Genomic DNA, 20,895 nt, shown 5'->3' on the forward strand with positions numbered 1-20,895 from the left:
GTCGGTGGTCACCCGTGATCCTCTGGCAGGCGCTGACCGTCCGGGGCCGGTGGGTCGGCGCGCTCGCGCTGGTCCTCGGCGTGGCCGGCACCAGCTGGAGCTACCCCCTCGTCGGCGCGCTGGGGCTGGTCCTCGGCGCCCTGGTCGTCGTCGAGCTGATCGCCGTGCTGACCAGCCGCGACCTCGCCGTGCACCGCACCGTCTCGCCGCTGGTCGTCGTGCGCCAGGGGCCGTGCGAGGGGCACCTCACGCTCTCGGGCCGTCGCCGCCAAGGGCTGATGCGGGCCGACGTCGCCGAGCAGGTCGACGGCGAGCTGGTGCCCATCGACCTCCCGGCCCGGCGCACGGGCGACGCGACCGTCAGCTATCCCATCCCGACGCGGCGCCGGGGCGTGCTCGACGTCGGACCGGTGCACGTGCGCCGCTCGTCGCTCGCCGGGATGGCCGCGCGGGCCAGCGAGGTCGGTGAGGTGGTCGAGGTCCGTGTCCTGCCGCGGATCGTGCCGCTCACCTCGATGGCGATGGGCCACCGCCGGGCCCTCACCGGCGGCGACGACAGCGCCGAGCTCGGCGGCACCGACCTCGTCGGCCTGCACGAGTACACGATGGGCGACGACCTGCGCCGCCTTCACTGGGCCACCTCGGCCCGCACCGGCACGCTGATGGTGCGCGAGGACGCCGACCCGGCCGAGCCCCACGTCTGCGTCGTGCTCGACGACCGGGCCGCCAGCTACGCCGACCGCGCCGACGACTTCGAGGACGCCGTGGAGGTCGCCGCCGCCCTGTGCCGGGTGTCGGTCGAGCGCGGCCACCCGGTGCGCTTCCGGTCGCTCAGCGGTCGCGACGAGATCGTGGTGCCGGGCTCGGCCAGCCGTCTCCCCCGGCGCGAGGCCCGCGACATCGACTGGCTGCTCACCGAGATCGACACCGTCGACGACGACCGGATCGGCCACCTGGGACGCCGCGACCTCGACGTGCTCGTCGCCGTGACCGGGCACGCTGGCGACGTACGCGACCTGTCCCGTCACCTCGAGGGCGCCGAGGACACCGTCGTGTGCGTCGTCGACCCGCAGCCCACCGTTGCCGCGGGTCGCGAGGCCGGGCTGCTCGTGCTGCGCGGCCGCACCTCGCTGGACCTCGCCCGGCTGTGGGACACGGCGGTCGCGCGATGAGCACGACCACCGCCCCTCGTCCGGTCGAGGAGACCGTCACCCCGACGCCGGCCCCGGGCCGCCCGTCGGTGACCACGCCGATCTGGTCCGCCGCCCTGCTCGTCATCGGCTCGCTCTCGCTGGCCACCGCGTGGTCCGGCCTCTGGCCCGCGCTCGCACTGTGCGCCGCCGCGGTGGTGCCGCTCGTCCTCGTCCGCCTCGTGGTCCGGGCCGGGATCTCGCCGTGGGCCGGCGCCACCGCCGTGGTGCTGCTGCTCCTGCTGGTGGCCTACGTCCTGGCCGCACGGGCGGAGACCTCGTTCGTCGACACGGTGCGCGACGCCGTACCCCGCCTCCTCACCACGCCCCGCCCCTATCCCGTCCGCGCCGACCTGCTCGTGGCGCCCATGGTGCTGACGGGGCTGGTCTCGGTGCTGGTCGCGCTGCGCCTGCCGTCGCCGCACCGGGTGGCGCCGGTGCTGGGGGCGAGCGTGCTGTACGTCGCGGGCGCGCTGCTCACCGTCGGCGAGGGTGACCGCTGGGGACTGGTGGCGGCGCTGCTGCTCGTCGCCTCGGTGCTCGGCTGGATCCTGCTCGACCAGCACCGCGAGCCGACGTCGCACCGCATCGCCGTCGCCGCTCCGCTGGCCGTCGCGGGCGTCGGCATCGTGGCCGCCGCGTCGCTGCTGCCCTCGACCAGCCCCTTCCAACCGCGCGACGTCGTCGACCCGCCGGTGGTCACGGTCGTGGCGAGCAGCCCGATGCCGCAGCTCGGCGCCTGGCAGGCGCGCCCCGACGACGCGCTGCTCGAGGTGAGCGGGCCGGCCGTGCCGCTGCGGCTCGTGACGCTCGACGGCTACGACGGGACGCACTGGACCGCGCCGACGAGCTACGCCCCGCTCGGTTCGCGCGACGCCGACGTCTCCCTGCCGCCCGGACGACGCACCCGCACGTCGACCCTCCGCGTCCACCTGACGTCACTGGGCGGCAGCTGGCTGCCCACGCCCGGCTGGCCGACCGCGATCTCGGAGGAGCGCGCCGTCGTGGACGACGAGACCGGCACCGCCTTCCTCGCCACCGCCGACGCGCTCGACCCCGCTTCGGGCCTCGACCCCGGCGGCGCCGGGCCCACCGCCGACCTGACCTACGACGTGACCGGCCGCGTCGACGAGCCGTCGCCCGACGACCTCCGCACCGCCGCCGTCCCCGCCCCGGACGAGGTCTCGCGCTACCTCGCCCTGCCCAACCTCCCGGTCGAGCTCGCCCGGTTCGCCGACCAGGCCGCCGCCGGCGCCGTCACGCCGTTCGAGCGGGCGCGGTCGATCGAGCAGCTCGTCCGCGAGCGCGCCAAGCTGTCCGCGAAGGCCATCTCCGGGTCGCAGCTGTGGCGCATCACCTCCTTCCTGCTGGGCGAGAAGGGCGACCCCGGGGCCCGCATCGGCACCTCCGAGCAGTTCGCCACCTCCTTCGCCCTCCTCGCGCGCTACAACGGGCTCCCGACGCGAGTCGTGGTCGGGTTCCGGGCCGGCGAGCAGCAGGCCGACGGCAGCCGGGTGGTGCACGGGAGCGACGCCTTCGCCTGGCCCGAGGTCTACTTCGAGGAGCTCGGGTGGGTGCCGTTCTCCCCCGCGCCCGACGACGACACGTTCCGCCGCGACCTCCCGCAGGAGACACGGGCGCCCGACGACGACGCCGACGAGGAGCTCACCCCCACCGAGCCGACCCCGTCGGCCGACGCCTCGACCGAGGAGGCCGCCCCACCGGAGGCGCCGGGATCGGTGTGGCCGCTGGTCGCCGCAGGCGTGGCCGGCGTCGTCGCCCTGCTTGCCCTCGTGCTGGCCGCCGCCCGAGCCCTGCGGCGTCACGGCCACCGTCGACGCGGCGCGCCCGGCGCGTGGGCCGAGGTGCTCGACGCGCTCCACCTCGCCGGCGACCGCCCGCCCCGGCACTGGTCGGCCAGCCAGGTCGCCGCCGCCCTCGACGAACGCCTCGCGATCACGTCCGCCGCGCCGATCGCCGACCACGCCGAACGGGCCGCCTTCTCCCCCGACCCCGTGGACGGTGCCGCCGCCTGGGACGACGAGCGCTCGGTGCGCACGGCCGTGCGCCGCAGCGTGCCGGTGTGGCGCCGGTGGTGGTGGTCCCTCGACCCGCGGGTGTTCGCGCGGCGCTGAGCGCGACCTGGCGGGATCAGCCCCTGTTGGTCAGGCAGCGCACGCCCCGCGACAGGCCGAGCGCGCCGTCGGGCATCCGCAGCACCATCACGAAGCAGCTGCGACCCGGCTCGAGCTGGAACGGGATCTCCGCCTCCGTCTGGCCGAAGTCGAAGGCCTGCACCGGGCTCTTCTCCGGGGTCGTCTGCGACAGGATGAACGACGCCTCGCCGTCGCTCGGGTCCTGCCACGCGGCCACGATCTTGCCGTCCTCGTAGCGGAAGTCGGTGATCTTGAAGGCCAGCGCGGGGTCGGCGATGTCCGGCTTCTCGTCGGTGTCGACCGGCTTGTCGCCCAGCTCGGGGATCGGCTGGCCGGCACTGCCCTCTTCGGCCGCCGGCGCATCGGCCGGGTCCTCGTCGCGCAGGACGGAGCCGGCGATGCCCAGCGCCGTACCGACCACCAGCGCCAGCGCGCCGAGACCCAGGACCAGGCGTCGCCGGCGGCGCGAGGCGGGAGCGGGCGGCGCGGCCTCCGGCGGCTCGTCCGGTGTGACGGGCTCGGCGTCCGGGACCGGCAGTCCTATCCCGGTGGGCTCGGCATCGACGGGTACGTCGATGGGCGCGTGCGCCGCGGCCGACAGCGCCACCGGGGCCGGCGAGCGCGCGTGGTCCGGTTCCGGCTCGGGGCGGGCTCGCGGGTGGGTGCGGTCGTCGCTGTCGGGCAACGGGACCGCCGGTGTCGCCGATGCCGCCGGAGCCCAGGCGCGGCCGGTGTGGTCGGCACCGTCGACCGACTCGCTCGGGGCGACGGGAGCAGCGGGAGCAGCGACGGGCCTGGTGGGGGCGGGTGCGGCACCCGGCTCCCACGCCCGGTGGCGGAGGCCGAGCAGGGCGTCGTGCAGCTCGCCGGCCGAGGACCAACGGCCCTCGACCTCCTTGACGAGGCAGCGGTCGATGATCGCGGCGAGGTCGGTCGTGCCCGGCACGGCCAGCGGGCGGTGCGGCTCGATCCGTGCGCGGCGCAGGTAGGCCAGCGCTGAGTCGTCGTCGGGGTCGTCACTGGCGAACGGTGGGCGGCCGTCGACCAGCGTGTAGAGCGTCGAGCCGAGGGACCAGATGTCGTCGGCGGCGGTGGGCGGGTGGCCGTCCAGGACCTGCGGCGAGGCGTGGCGGTAGGTGAAGGTCTCGACCGAGCTGGTGTGCTCGGAGTCGACGAGCCGGGCGATCCCGAAGTCGGCCAGCACCCACGAGGTGGGCAGCACGAGCACGTTCTGCGGCTTCACGTCGCGGTGCAGGACGCCGCGGTCGTGGGCGAAGGACAGGGCGTCGGCGAGCACGAGGCCGATGCGCACGACCTCGTCGACCGGCAACGGTCCGAACTCGCGGAGCCGGTCGTGGAGCGTGCCGCCGGGATAGAACTCCATCACGATCGCGGGGCGGCCCGAGCCGGTGATCCCGGTGGCGAGCACGGTCACGATGTTGGGGTGCTGCCGGCCGAGGTCGAGGGTGATCTCGACCTCGCGGGCGAAGCGGGCGGCGCGGGCCTCGTCGTCGACGTCGAGCACCTTGATCGCGACGTCGCGCCCGAGGGTGTCCTCGACGGCGCGGTAGACGACGGAGTCGCCCCCGACGCCGATCTGGTGCAGGTCGGAGTAGCCGGTGAGCGACTCGGTGGTGGGGGCGGTCGTGGCGGGGGCAGGGGGTTTCCACGCTGCGTGGCCCGAGCCGTCCCCCGTCATGCGGCCCATCCCTTCACTCCCCCAGAGCCGACGCGGCGCCCGGCGCGAGGTCCTCGGACCGGTGCACCGGGCGCTGCGTCGGACAGCGTGTGTCAGTCCTGCTCAGCGCTCTCAGTATCCCCGTCGGTCGCCTCGGCGTCCGCAGGATCACCGATGGTGCCGTCGGGACGCAGGTTGGCGAGCTCGACCACGTTGCCCGAGGCGTCCTTGACCACGGCCGACTCGACCAGGGTCGCGAGGGCCTTGCCCCGCAGGATCTCCTGGACCATGTCGGGGATGTGGTTGTGCTCGAACATGTGGTTGGCGAACTCCTGCGGGTCCTGGCCCGACTGCTGGGCGCGGCGCACGAGGTGGCTCGACAGGTCCTGCTGGTCGACGCCGATCTCCTCCTTCTTGGCGATCGCGTCGAGGATGAACTGCGCGGCGACGGCGTCCCGGACCCGGCGGTCGAGGTCGGCCTCGAACTCCTCCGTGGTCTGGCCCTCGTCCTCGAGGTACTTCTCCATCGTCAGGCCGGCGTAGACGAGCTGCTGCTCGACGTTCTCGCGACGCGCGTTGAGCTCGTCGGTGACCATGGTCTCCGGCAGCGGGATCGAGACCTTCTCGAGCAGGGCCTCGAGGACGGCGTCGCGCGCGGCGGCGGCCTGCTCGAGGCGCTTGCCACGACCGAGGCGCTCCTTGACGTCGGCGGTGAGCTCCTCGACGGTGTCGAACTCGGAGGCCAGCTGGGCGAACTCGTCGTCGAGCTCGGGCAGCTCCTGCTCCTGGACCGCGGTGACCTTGACGGTGACGTCCACGGCCTCGCCGACCAGGTCGCCGCCCACGAGCTCGGAGGCGAAGGTCTTCTCCTCGCCCGCGGACATGCCGACGAGCGACTCGTCGAGGCCCTCGAGCATGCCGCCGCGGCCGACCTTGTAGGACATGCCGCTGACCTCGCCGCCCTCGACGGTGTCGCCGTCCTTGGCCGCGGTCAGGTCGATGGTGACGAAGTCGCCGTCGGCGGCGGCGCGCTCGACGTCGGCGAGGGTGCCGAAGCGCTCACGCAGCGCCTGCACCTGCTCCTCGACCTCGGCGTCGCTGAGCTCGATGTCCTCGACCTGCGCCTCGATGGCGTCGTAGGCCGGCAGCTCGAAGTCGGGCTTGACGTCGACCTCGGCGGTGAACTCGAGGGTCTCGTTGTCCTCGAACCTGGTGACCTCGATCTCGGGCTGCGCGAGCGGCTCGAGCTGGTTCTCCTGCATCGCCTCGGCGTACTTCTGCGGGACGACCTCGTTGATCGCCTCGTCGAGCACGACGCCGCGACCGACCTGACGGTCGATCACCGCGGGCGGGACCTTGCCGCGGCGGAAGCCGGGGACGTTGATCTGCTGGGCAACCTTCTTGTACGCCTTGTCGAGGCTCGGCTTGAGCTCCTCGAAGGGCACCTCGATGGTCAGCTTGGCCCGGGTCGGGCTCAAGTTCTCGACGGCGCTCTTCACAGGTGGTCTCCTTCGTTGTCAGGGGTGACCCGGGTTCAGGGGTGGTGACGGGTCCGTGTTGCTGGGTGCAGTCGGGGCGACAGGACTCGAACCTGCGGTCTCCTGCTCCCAAAGCAGGCGCGCTAGCCACTACGCTACGCCCCGCCAAGCGGGCCGAAATCGCCCGGTTCCGAGCGGTTCTGACTCCCTTGGAGCGGATGACGGGAATCGAACCCGCGTAATCAGTTTGGAAGACTGGAGCTCTACCATTGAGCTACATCCGCGACGCGCTCCCCGGCATCGGCCTGCAGGCAGGCAGAAGCACCAAATTGCGCGCTGTCATGGTGCCACATCGCGCCTGACGACCCACAACCGCCGCCGCCGCCCGGTGGGACGAGCCGGGTCAGCGCCGGGTCGGCGCAGGGTCAGCGCCGGTGCAGGAGCAGCAGCGCGCGGTCGTCGTTGCGCGAGCCGATCGCCTCGATCAGCCGCGCGGCACCGCCGTCGAACTCCCCGCGCAGCAGCAGCTCGGCCCGGCCCAGCATCTTGTCGACGCCGAGCATGATGTCGCGGTGCGGGGTCTCGACCATGCCGTCGGTGTAGAGCAGCAGGGCATCGCCCGGCCGCATCGTCCCCTCGACCGCGTCGTACGTCGCCTTCGCGATCAGCCCGAGGGCCGGACCCTCCGCCTCCAGCACCGACCATCGGCCGGTGCCCGCCACCCGCAGCGCGGCCGGCGGGTGGCCCGCCGACCGGATCGCGTAGCGGCCGGTCGAGAGGTCCACCGAGAGGTGCACGGCGGTCGCGAAGCCCTCCTCCCAATCCTGGCGCATCAGGAAGTCGTTGGCGGCCGCGAGGAACTCCGCCTGCGGCAGCGCGCCGATCAGGCCGCCCAGCGCCCCCGAGAGCAGCAGCGCGCGAGTGCCGGCCCCCTCCCCCTTGCCGGACACGTCGACCACGGCCACGTTGAGCCGGTCGCCGTCGCGGGCGGTGACCACGAAGTCGCCCGCGAAGGCGGTGCCGCCGGCCGAGCGCAGCTCGCTGGCGGCGTACCACTCGGACGGCAGCTCGGGCATGCCGCCCTGGCGCAGGATCCGGTCGCGCAGGTCGACGAGCATCGACTCCCCGCGCACCCCGGCGACGCCGAGGCTGGAGCGCCGGAAGCTGGCGAGCATGATGATGAAGCCGAAGGCGAACAGGATGACGACAGCGGAGATCGTGCGCTGGTCGAGCTTGACGTCGCGCACCGGCACGAGGACCGAGAGGATCAGCAGGCTCAGGACCACGAACCACGGCAGCTGACGAGGCCCCAGGAGCAGGCTGGCCAACACCATGGGCAGCACCATGGCGGTGAGCGGCACGTAGAGCGGCACCTGCCAGATCAGGACGCCCGTGACGGCCGCGAGGCCCAGCAGCAGGCCGAAGATGCGCGACTCGCGCGGCAGCAGGGACTGCAGGGATGACTCGAATCGTTGGCCGAGTGACGGCTCCAGCCGGGCCGCTCGACCCTCACGCTGTGCCGTCATGTCCTCGGTTCTCGTGCAGGGGGTTGGGAGGAGGATACGGCGCGGGAGCGGAACCTGGGCTGACATCGGGGACACCAGAAGCTGTTGCGCGTCGCGAGGACCTCGGTGCGGATGGGCGTGCCACACACCAGGCACGGCTGGCCGGTGCGGCGGTAGGCGTAGACCTCGCCGCCGTGGTCGTCCGTGCGTGCGTCGCGACCCATCGCCTCGGGCGTGTGCTCGGGTCGCACCGTGTCGATCCGGTTGAGCCGGACGCCCTCGTGCATCAGCTCCACGAGGTCGGCCCAGAGGGCGCGCCACTGGCCGACCCGCAGGGTGCGGCCGGGGCGGAGCGGGTGGATGCGCTGCCGGAACAGCACCTCGGCGCGATAGACGTTGCCCACCCCGGCGAGCACCGCCTGGTCCATCAGCAGGTCGCCGATCGGGCGGTGGCTGGCCTTGATCCGGCGCCACGCGCGGTCCGGGTCGGCGTCCGCGCGCAGGGGGTCGGGGCCGAGGCGGGCCATGACCTCGTCCCGGGCGGCCGGTCCGATCAGCTCGCACTGCGTGGCGCCCCGCAGGTCGGCGTACGCACCTGCGTCGGCACGCACGATCCGCAGCCGCACCTGCCCGACCGGCGGTGGTACGGCGCCGACCTCCGTGTGGACCTCGAATCCGCCGATCAGGCCGAGGTGGACGTGGATGAGGTGGTCGTGCTCGAGCTCGACGAACAGGTGCTTGCCGGCCGAGTCGGCGCCGAGCAGACGCGTGCCGTCGACGACCGCCGCATCGGCGGCGAACCGGCCCTGCGGGCTGCCGACGTGGACGAGACTGCCGGCGAAGGCTGCCGTCAGGTCGTCGGCGAGCCGCCGGAGGGTGTGACCCTCAGGCACCTGCCGAGTCCCCCGAGCCGTCCGGGTGACCCGCGTCGGCCGGGCTGCCCACGACGCCCTGCAGGGCGGAGGCGGGCAGCGGCGGCAGCTCGGCGGTCTGGTCGTACGTCGTGACCTGGTCGATGCGACGCACGTGCCGCTCCTCGCCGCTGAAGGGCGTGGTGAGGAAGACCTCGACGAAGCGGGTCATGTCCTCGACGGGATGCATGCGGCCGCCGACCGAGACGACGTTGGCGTCGTTGTGCTCGCGCCCGAGGGACGCGGTCTCCTCGGACCACGCGAGGGCGCAGCGGATGCCCTCGACCTTGTTGGCCGCGATCTGCTCGCCGTTGCCGGAGCCGCCGATGACGACTCCGAGGCTGTCCTGGCCCTCGGCCCGCTCGCTCGCGACGGCCTCGGCCGCGCGCAGGCAGAAGACGGGGTAGTCGTCGACCGCGTCGTAGACGAACGGGCCGTGGTCGATCGGCTCGTAGCCGTGGTCGACCAGCCAGGTCATCAGGTGGTCCTTGAGCTCGAGGCCGGCGTGGTCGGAACCGAGGTGTACGCGCATACCTTGATTGTCTCAAGCCCCCTCGCCGCAAGCGGCTTCGGGGCATCGCACGCGGACTCCGCCCCGACTACGTCGGGTCCGAACCCACGCGCTCGACGTGCTGCTCGATGAACGCGGCGCCCTGCCGCAGCAACGGCTCGGAGGCGGCGAACTGCGGGTGCCGCCAGAAGCCGTGGTTCTGGCCCAGGCAGCGGATCGCCACCGTCTCGACGCCGGTCTCGACGATCCGGCGCGCGAGCTCCTCCCCCTCGTCGCGGAGCGGGTCGAACTCCGCCGTCGCCACGAACGTCGGCGGCAGCGTGCCGAGCGCGGTCGAGTTGAGCGGCGCCAGGTCGGGATCCGTCCACGCCGCACCCCCGGCGTACTGCTCCCAGTACCACCGCGCCTCCGCCCGGCCGAAGCCGCTCGCGCCGCCGAGGTCGTAGGACTCGAAGCTCGCCGTCGGGTCGAGGAAGGGGTAGATCAGCACGACCGCCGAGAACCGGCCCGGGTTGCGCAGGGCCGCGACCAGCGCGAGGTTGGCCCCCGCGGAGTCGCCGTGCACCGCCCAACGACCCGGGAGCTCCTGCGCCGCGAGCCATCCGAGCGCCGTGTCGACGTCCTGGTTGGCGGCCGGGAAGGGATGCTCGGGCGGCTTGCGGTAGCCGACACTGAGCACGCGCCGACGCGAGCGGTTGGCCAGCCGGCGGCACACCGCGTCGTGGACGTCGATGTCGTTGAGCACGAAGCCGCCGCCGTGCAGGTGGACGATCACCCCGTCGAGGGCGTCGGCCGGGGTGAACAGCCGGCACGGCACGCCCTCGGCCTCCACGTCCTCGGCGGCCGCGACCTCCTCGCGGGGCTGGGCGAGGTTGAAGGCGCGCACCTTCTCCCTGTACGCCGCCAGGTCGAAGCCCTCGGCACGGAAGTCGGGCGCGGTGTCGGCCGCGACGGCGGCGCGGACCTCGGGATACATGCCACCAGTCTCCTTCGTCATCGCTGCCTGTCCCCGAGCTGCTTCTCGAACCACCAGCCGGCGTCGGGGTTGTGGTTGTAGTCCTCGATCTCGACGTAGCCGGAGGAGCGGTAGAGCGCGACGGCCGGCGCCATGTCGCGGCCGGTGTCGAGCCGCGCGACGGTGGCGCCGAGCCCGGCGCCGGCCTGCTCGAGCGCGGTGAGGAGACGCCGCGCCAGCCCGGCCCCGCGCGCCGACGGGTCGACGTACATCCGCTTGACCTCGCAGACCCCGGGCGACAGCAGCCGCACGCCGCCACAGGCCACGGCCTGCTCGCCGCGGCGTCCGACCAGCCACGCGCCGTACGGCGCAGCGAGCTGCTCGGGCGTCACTCCACCTGCCCAGCCGTGGTTGAGGGTGACGCCGAGCGAGACCAGCTCGGCCTCGTACGCCGCCAGCAGCCGCACCGACTCGGGCGAGTCCGCGGCGGCGGGGACCAGCGAGACCTCAGCCAACCCGGGCCAGCTCCTCCTCGACCACCGACGGATCGAGCTTGGTGAAGACGGGCGTCGGCTTCTCGACCGTCGCGCCGACGGTGACGGGCCGTGTGCCCCAGGTCGGGGTGGCGGAGTAGTCGCCGGTGATGACGGGGTAGGACACCAGGCCGGCGCCGTTGTCGGGGTCGAGCTCGTCGACCTGCTCGATGCGCGGCATCGGCATGAACTCGCCCTCGCCGCCGAGGACGAGGTGGACCTTGTTGGCGGCGTGCGGCAGGAACGGCGCCAGCAGGGTGTTGCAGTCGGACACGCACTGGGCGGCGACGTGCAGCACCGTGGCCAGCCGCTCGCGCTGCGACTCGTCCTTCATCTTGTAGGGCTCGGTGACGGTGACGTACTTGTTGACCTCACCGACGACGCGCATCGCCTCGGCGATCGCGGCGCGCTGGCGGTGGCGGCCGAGCAGGTCGCCCACGGTGTCGAAACCGGCGCGGACGGCCTCGAGGACGGCCTCGTCGACCGGCTCGAGGGCACCGGCCGCCGGGATCTCGCCGAAGCTCTTGGCGATCATCGTGGCGGTGCGGTTGACCAGGTTGCCCCAGCCGGCGACCAGCTCGGAGTTGTTGCGCTGCACGAACTCCGCCCAGGTGAAGGCGGCGTCGGCCGTCTCGGGGCCGGCGGCGCAGATGAAGTAGCGCAGCGGGTCCGGGCCGTAGCGGGCGAGCACGTCCTGGACGTAGAGCACGTGGCCGCGGCTGGAGGAGAACTGCTGGTCGCCCATCGTGAGGAACTCGCTGGAGACGACCTCGGTGGGCAGGTTGAGGACGCCGTAGGTCCCCGGCTCGCCGCCGCGGTCGCCGCGGCCGTCGTAGGCGAGCAGCTCGGCGGGCCAGATCTGCGAGTGGAAGACGATGTTGTCCTTGCCCATGAAGTAGTAGGACAGCGCCTCCGGGTCGTTCCACCAGTCACGCCAGCGCTCCGGGTCACCGGTCCGCCGCGCCCACTCGATCGAGGCCGAGAGGTAGCCGATCACCGCGTCGAACCAGACGTAGAGGCGCTTGCTGGGCTGGTCCTCCCAGCCGGGCACCGGGATCCCCCAGTCGATGTCGCGCGTCATCGCGCGCGGACGGATCTCCTTGAGGATGTTCTGGCTGAACTTGATGACGTTGGGGCGCCAGGTGCCGCTCGCCTCGCGCTCGTCGAGCCACGCGGACAGCGAGCCGGCCAGCGCGGGCAGGTCGAGGAAGAAGTGCTGCGTCTCCACGAAGCTGGGCGTCTCGCCGTTGATCTTCGAGCGCGGGTTGATCAGGTCGGTCGGGTCCAGCTGGTTGCCGCAGTTGTCGCACTGGTCGCCGCGGGCGTCGGGGTACTGGCAGATGGGGCAGGTGCCCTCGATGTAGCGGTCCGGCAGCGTCCGGCCGGTCGAGGGACTGATCGCGGCCAGCGCCGTCTGCTCGACCATGTAGCCGTTGGCGTGAACCGTGCGGAACAGCTCCTGCACGACGGCGTAGTGGTTGCCGGTCGTGGTGCGCGTGAACAGGTCGTAGGACAGTCCGAGGTCGACGAGGTCGGTGACGATGACGGTGTTGTTCTTGTCCGCCAGCTCCTTGGCGCTCACGCCCTCCTTGTCCGCGGCGACCAGGATCGGCGTTCCGTGCTCGTCGGTGCCCGAGACCATCAGCACGTCGTGGCCGGCCATCCGCATGTACCGACTGAAGACGTCGGAGGGCACGCCGAAACCGGCCACGTGGCCGATGTGGCGCGGGCCGTTGGCGTACGGCCAGGCAACTGCGGAGAGGACGTGGGTCATGGGGGGAATCCTAGTGAGCCGCCGCCATCCGGTTTCACGGCTGCCCCCGCTCCGGACTCAGCGCGCGAGCCAGGCGGCGTACGCGTCGAAGGTGTAGGGCCGACCGAGGAAGTCCGCGACCAGCTGGGCGGCGTCGTCGGCCCCACCGCGCGCGAGCACGCGGTCGCGATAGCGCCCGGCGACCTCGGTGTCGAGGAGGTCGTCGGGGTCGAAGGCGGAGAACAGGTCCTTGGCGATCACCAGCGACCACATGTAGGTGTAGTAGGCGCTCGAGTAGCCGCCGAGATGACCGAAGCTGGCGTAGAAATGGGTGCCCTCCAGGACGGGGTACGCCGAGTAGCGCGCCTGCAGCTCCTGCGCCCGAGCCGCGAGGTCCCCGGGCCGCTCGGCGTGGAAGTAGTAGGAGATGGCGGCGTAGTACATCTGGGTGCGCGCAGCGATGCCCTTGCCGTAGTCGTGGGCCGCGACCATCCGCGCGACCAGGTCGGCCGGGATGGGGGTGCCCGCCTCGTCGACGGCGAACTCCGCCAGCACGGCCGCGTCCCACGCCCACTGCTCGAGCATCTGGCTCGGTGCCTCGACGAAGTCCCACTCCGTGGCCACTCCCGAGAACCGCGACCAGTGGCCCTGCCCGCCGAGCACGTGGTGCAGCAGGTGCCCGAACTCGTGGAACAGCGTGACCACGTCGGAGTGCTCCATCAGGCCGCGCGGGAAGTTGCAGACGAGCACCCCCTCGGGCAGCTGCCGGCCGGCGACGCCCTGAGCGAGGGTGAACTGGGCGGCGTGGTTGTACTTCCCGGCGCGCGGGTGCAGGTCCAGGTGGATCCGGCCGAGCAGCGCGCCGTCGTCGGTGCGGTGCACGTCGTAGGAGGTCACGTCCTCGTGCCAGGTGCCGACCTCCTCGACCGGGGTGTAGGTCAGCCCGAACAGCCGGCCGGTGACCGAGAGCAACCCGTCGTGGACCCGGGCGAAGGCGAAGTACGTCCGCACCACCTGGGCGTCGACGTCGTACTTCTCCTTGCGGAGGATCTCCTCGTAGTAGGTCGAGTCCGGGCTCTGCACCTCGGTGGCGTCCGGGTGGTCCTCGCGGTAGCGGGCGAGCAGCTCGACCAGGTCGCGGCGCATCGGCTCCTCCGCGGCCGCGGTGATCTTCTCGATGAACTCGGGGATGGCCGGCCCCGAGCCGATCATCTTCACCTCGGCGTCGTAGCTCGGCCAGTCCGCATAGCCGAGGAGCGTGGCCAGCTCGTGCCGCTTCGCGAACAGCTCGCGCAACCGCTCGTCGTTCTCGGGGTAGCCACGGTTCTGGTAGACGAGCGTCAGCTCCCTGCGCAGGTCGGCGTCGTGGGCGAAGGTCCGCACCGGCACGAAGTCGGGGTACTCCGTCGTGACCGTGACCAGGCCGTCCTCCACCGGGTGCTGGTCGAGCCAGTCCTGCGGCAGGCCGTCCAGCCGCGCCGGCTCCACCCGGATCGAGCGCACGTCGTCCCGGATCGCCTTGGAGAAGTCCTGGTCCAGCACCGTCAGCTCCTCGCGGAGGCGGGCGATCCGGGCCCGGGTGTCGTCGTCGCGATCCACGCCGGCACGACGGAAGTCGCGCAGGGTGCGCTCGAGCACCCGGGTGGCCTCGGGGTCGTCCGCGACCTCGGCGGCGTCCAGCCCGGAGAGCACCTCGTAGAGGTCCCGGTCGAGATCGAGCGCAGTGCTGAGCTTCTCCGCGTCCTGGGCGACCCGGTCGGCCAGCTCCCGCACGGTCTCGTCCGGGTGGACGTTGGCGTAGAGCTCGGCGATGGCGGCGACCCCTCCGATCCGGTGACCCACCTCGTCCCACGCCACGAGCGCCTCACGCGTCGACGTCACGCCGCGCCGCACGAGCGCGTCGGCACCCGCCCGTGCGGCCGAGAGTCCCTCGGCGGCGCGGTCGCGCACCCAGTCGGCGGCGTCGGTGGCGGGCAGGTCGAGGGCGTGGAGTCGGGTCACCCGCCCCACCCTTCCATCCCGTGGCCGGGTCGGGCGAGCAGGGCACGACGCGCAGTCGTGCGGTTGTCTACCGTGGGTGACATGACGCTGATCGCGGAAGACCTGCTGCTGATCCTGCTCGACGACGACACGGGGACCCTCAGCCACTCCGACAAGATCCAGCCGCTCCTGGGCGGCGCGCTGCTCGTCGAGCTCGCACTGGCGGAGCGGATCGAGGTGGCCGAGAAGACCAGCATCTGGAGCAGCGCCAAGGTGGCCGTCGTCGAGCACGAACCACTCGAGGACACGCTCTTCGATCCGCTGCTCGACCAGGCCCTGGCCACGATCGCGGAGAAGCCGCGGACCGCGCAGGACCTCGTCAACCGTCTCGGCAAGGGGGCGAAGGACCTCCTGCTCGAGCGGCTCGCCGAGCGGGGCCTCGTCCGCCCGGTCGAGGACAAGGTGTGGGGACTGTTCCCGCGCACGACCTGGCCCGCCGCCGACCGCACGTACGAGGACAGCGTGCGCGCGCTGCTGCAGGGCGCGCTGGTCCAGGGTCTGACCCCGACCCCTCGTACCTCCGGGCTGGTCGCCCTGCTGACCGCTGTCGGTCACGCCCACAAGGTGGTCGACCGCGGCGACGTGCCGGCCAAGGTGGTCAAGGCACGCGCGAAGGAGATCTCGGAAGGCGCGTGGGCGGCCAAGGCCGTCAAGGACGCCGTGGCCGCCGCCCAGGCAGCCGTGACGGCGGCGGTCGTGGCGAGCACGACCGGCGCCGCCGTCGCGAGCAGCTGAGAACGGTGAGCCGGAGCTGATCAGCCGGAGCTGGTCAGCTGAAGTCGAGGTCGCCCGTGCGGGTGCGCTTGAGCTCGAAGAAGTAGGGGAACTTAGCCACCGCGACGGTGCCGTCCCACAGGTCGAGCGCGTCCTGGCCCCGCGGGATCTTGCTGAGGACGGGGCCGAAGAAGGCCGCGCCCTCGATGTGGATCGTCGGCGTCCCGACGTCGTCGCCCACCGCGTCCATGCCCTCGTGGTGGGACGTCGCGACGGCCTCGTCGAGCGACTCGTCGTCCCAGGCCTCGATCAGCGACTCCGGCAGCCCCACGTCGGCCAGCGACGCGAGGACCGTGTCGCGGTCGAGCTCCTCGGAGTTGTTGTGGCGCCGGGTGCCGATCGCGGTGTACCACTCACCGAGGGTCGCGTTGTCGTGCTCCTGCGCGATCTTGATCGCGACCCGGACCGGCTTCTCGGTCCCGACGAGCATGTCGCGGTAGTCCTGCGGGATGTCCTTGTCCTTGTTCAGGTACGCCAGGGACATCACGTGCCAGGTGAGGTCCATGTCGCGGTGCTGCTCGACCTCGCGGATCCACCGTGAGGTGATCCAGGCGAAGGGGCAGAGCGGGTCGAACCAGAAGTCAGCCTTGGTGGTCATGCCTGAACACAACCACGCCGCCGCGAATCCATTCCCGCGACCCGTGGTGGCAGGATGCCGACCATGCCTGGAACCAACCTCACCCGGGACGAGGCCGCGACCCGCGCCGCACTCCTGGACGTCACCTCCTACACGATCGACCTTGACCTCACGACCGGGGACAAGACGTTCGCGTCGACCACGACCATCACCTTCACGAGCCGCGAGGTCGGGGCCGAGACCTTCGCCGACCTCGTCGGTGCGACCGTCAACGAGATCAACCTCAACGGCCGCGACCTCGATCCCTTCACGTCGTACGTCGACAGCCGGATCGCCCTCGACGACCTGCAGGCGGAGAACACGCTGGTCGTGCGCGCCGACTGCACCTACTCCCACACCGGGGAGGGCCTGCACCGCTTCGTCGACCCCGCGGACGACCGCGTCTACCTCTACAGCCAGTTCGAGGTCCCCGACGCGCGCCGCGTGTTCACCACCTTCGAGCAGCCCGACCTCAAGTCGGTCTTCACCTTCAACGTCACCGCCCCCAGTCACTGGAAGGTCGTCTCGACGGCGCCGACCCCCGAGCCCGAGGACCTCGGTGAGGACAAGGCGCTGTGGCGCTTCCCGGTGACCGAGCGGATGTCGACGTACATCACCGCCGTGGTCGCGGGTGAGTACCACGAGGTCCTCGACAGCTACGACGGCAAGTTCGGCACCATCCCGCTCGGCCACTACTGCCGCCAGTCGCTGGTCGAGCACATGGACACCGACGTGCTCGTCGAGCTCACCAAGCAGAGCTTCGAGTTCTTCGAGGAGAAGTTCGACTTCCCCTACCCCTTCCACAAGTACGACCAGCTCTACGTGCCGGAGTACAACATGGGTGCGATGGAGAACGCGGGCTGCGTGACGCTGCGCGACGAGTACCTCCCCCGCTCGCGCCAGCCGCGCTCGTTCTACGAGTTCCGCGCCTCCGTCATCACCCACGAGATGGCCCACATGTGGTTCGGCGACCTCGTCACCATGAAGTGGTGGGACGACCTGTGGCTCAACGAGTCGTTCGCCGAGTGGGCCTGCTACTGGTGCGAGGCCGAGGCCACGGAGTACACCGACGCGTGGACCGGCTTCGCCAACGCCCGCAAGCAGACCGGCTACCGCGCCGACCAGCTGCCCTCGACGCACCCGATCGCGGCCGACAACGTCGACCTGCACGCGGTCGAGGTCAACTTCGACATGATCACCTACGCCAAGGGCGCCTCGGTGCTCAAGCAGCTCGTCGCGTGGGTCGGCCTCGACGCCTTCGTCGAGGGCATCCGTGACTACTTCAAGCAGCACGCGTTCGGCAACACCGAGTTCTCCGACCTGCTGGTCTCGCTGGAGAAGGCCTCGGGCCGCGAGCTCGACAGCTGGGCGCAGGAGTGGCTCCAGACCGCCGGCGTCAACACGCTCGCGCCGGTCTTCGAGCTCGGCGCCGACGGCAGCTACACGTCGTTCTCGATCGCGCAGTCGGCCCACCCCGACTGGCCGACGCTGCGCCGCCACCGCCTCGGCATCGGCCTGTACGACGCCGACGACTCCGGCACGCTGACGCGACGCGACTACCTCGAGGTCGACGTCGAGGGCGCGACCACCGAGGTCGCCGCCCTGGTCGGCACGACCCAGCCGGCCCTGTTGCTGCTCAACGACCAGGACCACGCCTACGCCAAGATCCGGCTCGACGAGCGCTCGCTCGCGACCGTCATCGACGGACTGGCGAAGGTCGAGGACTCGCTGGCCCGGGCCCTCGTCTGGGGCGCCGCCTGGGACATGACCCGCGACGCCGAGATGTCCTCCACCGACTGGGTGCGCCTGGTCCTGGCCAACATCGGCTCCGAGACCGACGCCTGGGGCGTCACGCGCATCCCGATGATGGCCGCCACGGCGATCGCCCGCTACAGCGACCCCGCCCACCGCGCGGAGCTGAGCGACGAGTGGGAGCAGGGCATCCGGCAGCTGATGCTCGACGCCGAGCCGGGCAGCGACCAGCAGCTCACCTTCGCGCGCTGCTTCATCGGCTCCGCCCCGTCCAACGCCCGTCAGGACCACATGCCGCGCTCGACGGGGGCGCTGGACGACCTCGAGCGGATGCTCGACGGGTCCTTCGCCGTCGAGGGCCTCGCCGTCGACCAGGACCTCCGCTGGGCCATCGTCGCCGCCCTGGCCGCGTCGGGCCGCTACGACGACGCGGACATCGACGCCGAGCTCGCCCGCGACAACACGATCGAGGGCAAGGAGAAGGCCGCCCGCGCTCGCGTCGCGCAGCCGACGGCCGAGGCCAAGGAGGCCGGCTGGAAGGCGATCCTCGACCCCGCCACGCCCAACGAGACCTCGAGCCAGATGGTGCTCTCGATCTTCCGCTCCGAGCAGGACGAGATGGTGGCGCCGTACGTCGAGAAGTACCTCGAGGCCGCCGACACGGTGATCGAGACACTCGGCTTCCACAAGGCGGCGCACATGCTGGAGTACGGCTTCCCGCTGGCCGTCGGCTCGCCCGAGGTCGTGGCCCGTCTCGACGCGTGGCTGGCCGACAACGACGCCCCGACGGGTGCCCAGCGCTACGTGGCCGAGGCCCGCGACGACATCGCCCGTGCCCTCGCCGCCCAGGAGCGCGACGCCCAGCGCTGAGTCGAGTCGGCGCGAACAGCCCGGCGAGTCGGCGCGAACAGCCCGGCGAGTCGGCGCGAACGGCCCGGCGAGTCGGCGCGAACGGCCCGGCGAGTCGGCGCGAACGGCCCGGCGAGTCGGCGCGAACCTGCCCGGCGTTGCGGTTCGCGCCGACTCGGCACCACTTTCACGCCGACTCGGCGGTGGGGTGGGTGAGGCGGGGCGGAGTCAGACGCCGGAGTGCAGGGTGTTCTGCGGACGCGCGTGGTCGGCCAGCATCGCGATGCCGCGCTTGAGCCCGCCCACGAAGTCGTCGGCGGCGAAGTCCGCCTGCATGGCGAGGATGGCCAGCTCGACCTCGCGGTCGGTGAGGTGGCGGCGCACCTCGGTGCCGGTGACGACGTCGATCGTGCGGGCGGCCGGCTCGATCATCACGAGCACGCTGCGGGTCGGCGCCACCAGCGACGAGTGCAGCCGTCGGGCGTACACCCGGCTGTCACCCTCGGCGTGGCCGATGTAGACGGAGAACTCGAAGCGGCACGACTGCTCGGCGGCGCGGATGGCCCGGTCGAGCTCCGCGCGCTCGCGCGAGCTCAGCTCACCAGCTGCCACGGGCTCCGCCGGTCTCGTCCGTCTCGTCGGCGGAGTCGCCGGCCGGGAGCTCCTTGGCGCTCGCGCGTGGTCCGCCGAGCCACAGGCTCTCGGGAGCCATGCCCCCGGGCGAGACGTCCTCGCCGCGCACGATGGCCGGGACGTAGACCGCGAGGCCGATCAGCACGAACAGCAGGACGGGCAACCCGCCCAGCAGGAGCAGCGCGTGCAGGGTGTCGACGTCCTCGACGGTCGTCCAGCCCTCGGCCTGCTCGGCGTGGGCCGGGGCGGCGACCAGCGCGAGGCACAGCGCCACGAGCGGCAGGCTGGCGCGAGCGGCGATCCGGGCGGGAGTGGAGAGCGCGGGCGTGTTCACGAGCCCCACGATATCCGCATCCGGCGGCAGTCAGGGTCCCACCCTCGACCGGCGGTCCGTCGACTCGATCACACCCGCGCCGCGCAGCGGCAGGGCGACTTGGGTCTCGCTGACGAGTCGCCATACTGGCGGGCATGCTTTCGCTCTCCGAGTCCTGTTCCGACGGCGAAGACATCTGTGAGTGGGTGCTGCGCGAGACCGGCGACCAGAGGCTCGCCACCGTCTCCGACTGGCTCGTCGGCAAGCCCGCGGCCCTGACCGGTCTGGTCGTCCTCGGGCTGGTCATCCGGTGGCTGCTGCACCGGTTGATCGACCGCCTGGTCGCCCGTGCCGAGGTGGGCATGCTGCCCAACCGCTTCAGCCGTGCGGTGACCGGCGGCAAGGTGGGTGCGGCGCTCAACCTCCACGAGGCCGCCGGCTCGACGCGGCGGGTGCAACGCGCGGCCACGATGGGCACGCTCCTCAAGAGCGTCGTCACGGGGATCGTGCTGGCCGTCGTCGTGACGATGATGCTCAGCGAGATCGGCGTCAACATCGCACCGATCATCGCCAGCGCCGGGATCCTCGGCCTCGCCCTCGGCTTCGGTGCGCAGAGCCTCGTCTCGGACTTCCTGTCCGGCATCTTCATGATCTTCGAGGACCAGTACGGCGTGGGCGACGAGGTCGACCTCGGCGAGGCCGTCGGCACCGTCGAGGCCGTGAGCCTGCGCGTCACGCGGGTGCGCGACGTCAACGGCACGGTGTGGTACGTCCGCAACGGCGAGATCATGCGCGTGGGCAACATGAGCCAGAACTGGGCGCGCACCGTGCTCGACATCAGCGTCGCGTACGGCGAGGACATCACCCGCGTGCAGCGGGTGCTCACCGACATCGCCCATGACCTGTGGGAGGACGAGGACTTCACCGGCCGCGTCATCGAGGAGCCCTCGGTGTGGGGCATCCAGGACATCACCGCCGACGCGGTGGTCGTCCGGGTCGCCCTCAAGACCGCGCCGCTCGAGCAGTGGGCGGTCGCGCGAGAGATGCGTCAGCGGATCAAGGCCCGCTTCGACCACGAGGGCATCGAGATGCCGCACGCCCAGCGCGTCGTGTGGCTCCGCTCCCCCGACGCGGAGCCCGAGGCCCCGGAGGTGGACCTGGGCGACGCGCCGAAGGCGCAGGGTCCCGCCCAGGCCGAGGGTCCGGCGTGAGCGTGGATCCTCGACCACGACGCAGTCGTGATCGAGG

The 20,895-nt window shown here is 72.1% G+C and carries 17 protein-coding genes and 2 tRNA genes; 5 read left to right on the top strand and 14 right to left on the bottom strand.

Annotated elements, in window-relative coordinates:
* Positions 1-14 precede the first annotated feature (14 nt).
* Positions 15-1,172, top strand: a complete 1,158-nt coding sequence (locus C7S10_RS11140) for a DUF58 domain-containing protein (RefSeq protein ID WP_108344513.1) — start codon at positions 15-17, stop codon at positions 1,170-1,172.
* Positions 1,169-3,325: a transglutaminase TgpA family protein gene (locus C7S10_RS11145; RefSeq protein WP_133176494.1), complete on the top strand. Its 2,157-nt coding sequence runs from the start codon at positions 1,169-1,171 to the stop codon at positions 3,323-3,325. The genes C7S10_RS11140 and C7S10_RS11145 overlap by 4 nt, the downstream gene beginning before the upstream one ends.
* Positions 3,326-3,341: 16 nt before the next feature.
* On the opposite strand, the gene C7S10_RS11150 is transcribed toward C7S10_RS11145, so the two are convergent.
* The 11 genes from C7S10_RS11150 to C7S10_RS11200 form a co-directional block, all read right to left on the bottom strand.
* Complete coding sequence (locus C7S10_RS11150; RefSeq protein WP_165807119.1) at positions 3,342-5,045, bottom strand: serine/threonine-protein kinase; 1,704 nt, start codon at positions 5,043-5,045, stop codon at positions 3,342-3,344.
* Between the two features lie 92 nt (positions 5,046-5,137).
* Entirely contained in the window at positions 5,138-6,523 is a 1,386-nt protein-coding gene (gene tig / locus C7S10_RS11155) for a trigger factor (RefSeq protein WP_108344516.1), read from the bottom strand.
* A 71-nt stretch (positions 6,524-6,594) separates the two neighbouring features.
* Positions 6,595-6,667, bottom strand: a tRNA-Pro gene (locus C7S10_RS11160).
* Positions 6,668-6,712: 45 nt separating this feature from the next.
* Positions 6,713-6,786 (bottom strand) — tRNA-Gly (locus C7S10_RS11165).
* 141 nt (positions 6,787-6,927) lie between these two features.
* Complete coding sequence (locus C7S10_RS11170) at positions 6,928-8,028, bottom strand: PP2C family protein-serine/threonine phosphatase (protein ID WP_108344517.1); 1,101 nt, start codon at positions 8,026-8,028, stop codon at positions 6,928-6,930.
* On the bottom strand, positions 8,025-8,900 hold the full coding sequence (locus C7S10_RS11175; RefSeq protein ID WP_108344518.1) for an Fpg/Nei family DNA glycosylase: 876 nt from the start codon (positions 8,898-8,900) through the stop codon (positions 8,025-8,027). Before C7S10_RS11175 ends, C7S10_RS11170 begins: the two co-directional genes overlap by 4 nt.
* The gene (locus C7S10_RS11180) at positions 8,893-9,450 is read right to left on the bottom strand and encodes a ribose-5-phosphate isomerase (RefSeq protein WP_108344519.1); all 558 of its coding nucleotides are present in this window, start codon (positions 9,448-9,450) and stop codon (positions 8,893-8,895) included. Before C7S10_RS11180 ends, C7S10_RS11175 begins: the two co-directional genes overlap by 8 nt.
* A 67-nt stretch (positions 9,451-9,517) precedes the next feature.
* On the bottom strand, positions 9,518-10,426 hold the full coding sequence (locus C7S10_RS11185; protein ID WP_243395318.1) for an alpha/beta hydrolase: 909 nt from the start codon (positions 10,424-10,426) through the stop codon (positions 9,518-9,520).
* Positions 10,423-10,899: a GNAT family N-acetyltransferase gene (locus C7S10_RS11190; protein ID WP_165807120.1), complete on the bottom strand. Its 477-nt coding sequence runs from the start codon at positions 10,897-10,899 to the stop codon at positions 10,423-10,425. The genes C7S10_RS11185 and C7S10_RS11190 overlap by 4 nt, the downstream gene beginning before the upstream one ends.
* Positions 10,892-12,691 carry a methionine--tRNA ligase gene (gene metG, locus C7S10_RS11195; protein WP_108344522.1) on the bottom strand — a complete coding sequence of 600 codons (1,800 nt, stop codon included), beginning with the start codon at positions 12,689-12,691 and terminating at the stop codon, positions 10,892-10,894. Before metG ends, C7S10_RS11190 begins: the two co-directional genes overlap by 8 nt.
* A 57-nt stretch (positions 12,692-12,748) precedes the next feature.
* Entirely contained in the window at positions 12,749-14,671 is a 1,923-nt protein-coding gene (locus C7S10_RS11200) for a M3 family metallopeptidase (RefSeq protein ID WP_108344523.1), read from the bottom strand.
* A gap of 81 nt (positions 14,672-14,752) precedes the next feature.
* On the opposite strand from C7S10_RS11200, the gene C7S10_RS11205 reads away from it, so the two are divergent.
* Positions 14,753-15,445 (top strand): GOLPH3/VPS74 family protein, encoded by a 693-nt coding sequence (locus tag C7S10_RS11205; RefSeq protein WP_108344524.1) that lies wholly within the window; start codon positions 14,753-14,755, stop codon positions 15,443-15,445.
* A gap of 34 nt (positions 15,446-15,479) precedes the next feature.
* Here C7S10_RS11205 and C7S10_RS11210 read toward each other — a convergent pair whose 3' ends face one another.
* The gene (locus C7S10_RS11210) at positions 15,480-16,082 is read right to left on the bottom strand and encodes a mycothiol-dependent nitroreductase Rv2466c family protein (RefSeq protein ID WP_108344525.1); all 603 of its coding nucleotides are present in this window, start codon (positions 16,080-16,082) and stop codon (positions 15,480-15,482) included.
* A 63-nt stretch (positions 16,083-16,145) separates the two neighbouring features.
* Here C7S10_RS11210 and pepN point away from each other — a divergent pair, with 63 nt between their 5' ends.
* Entirely contained in the window at positions 16,146-18,722 is a 2,577-nt protein-coding gene (pepN, locus tag C7S10_RS11215; protein WP_108344526.1) for an aminopeptidase N, read from the top strand.
* A 207-nt stretch (positions 18,723-18,929) separates the two neighbouring features.
* On the opposite strand, the gene C7S10_RS11220 is transcribed toward pepN, so the two are convergent.
* Both C7S10_RS11220 and C7S10_RS11225 read right to left on the bottom strand, forming a co-directional pair.
* Complete coding sequence (locus tag C7S10_RS11220; RefSeq protein ID WP_108344527.1) at positions 18,930-19,313, bottom strand: DUF5130 family protein; 384 nt, start codon at positions 19,311-19,313, stop codon at positions 18,930-18,932.
* The gene (locus C7S10_RS11225; RefSeq protein WP_133176495.1) at positions 19,300-19,668 is read right to left on the bottom strand and encodes a hypothetical protein; all 369 of its coding nucleotides are present in this window, start codon (positions 19,666-19,668) and stop codon (positions 19,300-19,302) included. Before C7S10_RS11225 ends, C7S10_RS11220 begins: the two co-directional genes overlap by 14 nt.
* Before the next feature lie 134 nt (positions 19,669-19,802).
* Here C7S10_RS11225 and C7S10_RS11230 point away from each other — a divergent pair, with 134 nt between their 5' ends.
* The gene (locus C7S10_RS11230; protein ID WP_108344529.1) at positions 19,803-20,858 is read left to right on the top strand and encodes a mechanosensitive ion channel family protein; all 1,056 of its coding nucleotides are present in this window, start codon (positions 19,803-19,805) and stop codon (positions 20,856-20,858) included.
* Positions 20,859-20,895: the final 37 nt, after the last annotated feature.

The organism is Nocardioides currus (assembly GCF_003057875.1).
GTDB lineage: Bacteria > Actinomycetota > Actinomycetes > Propionibacteriales > Nocardioidaceae > Nocardioides > Nocardioides currus.

Bases quoted from the DNA above. Each gene is read 5' to 3' on its own strand.
- C7S10_RS11145 (WP_133176494.1), top strand. From the start codon at position 1,169: ATGAGCACGACCACCGCCCCTCGTCCGGTCGAGGAGACCGTCACCCCG.
- C7S10_RS11150 (WP_165807119.1), bottom strand. From the start codon at position 5,045: ATGACGGGGGACGGCTCGGGCCACGCAGCGTGGAAACCCCCTGCCCCC.
- C7S10_RS11170 (WP_108344517.1), bottom strand. From the start codon at position 8,028: ATGACGGCACAGCGTGAGGGTCGAGCGGCCCGGCTGGAGCCGTCACTC.
- C7S10_RS11180 (WP_108344519.1), bottom strand. From the start codon at position 9,450: ATGCGCGTACACCTCGGTTCCGACCACGCCGGCCTCGAGCTCAAGGAC.
- C7S10_RS11185 (WP_243395318.1), bottom strand. From the start codon at position 10,426: ATGACGAAGGAGACTGGTGGCATGTATCCCGAGGTCCGCGCCGCCGTC.
- metG (WP_108344522.1), bottom strand. From the start codon at position 12,691: ATGACCCACGTCCTCTCCGCAGTTGCCTGGCCGTACGCCAACGGCCCG.
- C7S10_RS11205 (WP_108344524.1), top strand. From the start codon at position 14,753: ATGACGCTGATCGCGGAAGACCTGCTGCTGATCCTGCTCGACGACGAC.
- C7S10_RS11210 (WP_108344525.1), bottom strand. From the start codon at position 16,082: ATGACCACCAAGGCTGACTTCTGGTTCGACCCGCTCTGCCCCTTCGCC.
- pepN (WP_108344526.1), top strand. From the start codon at position 16,146: ATGCCTGGAACCAACCTCACCCGGGACGAGGCCGCGACCCGCGCCGCA.
- C7S10_RS11230 (WP_108344529.1), top strand. From the start codon at position 19,803: ATGCTTTCGCTCTCCGAGTCCTGTTCCGACGGCGAAGACATCTGTGAG.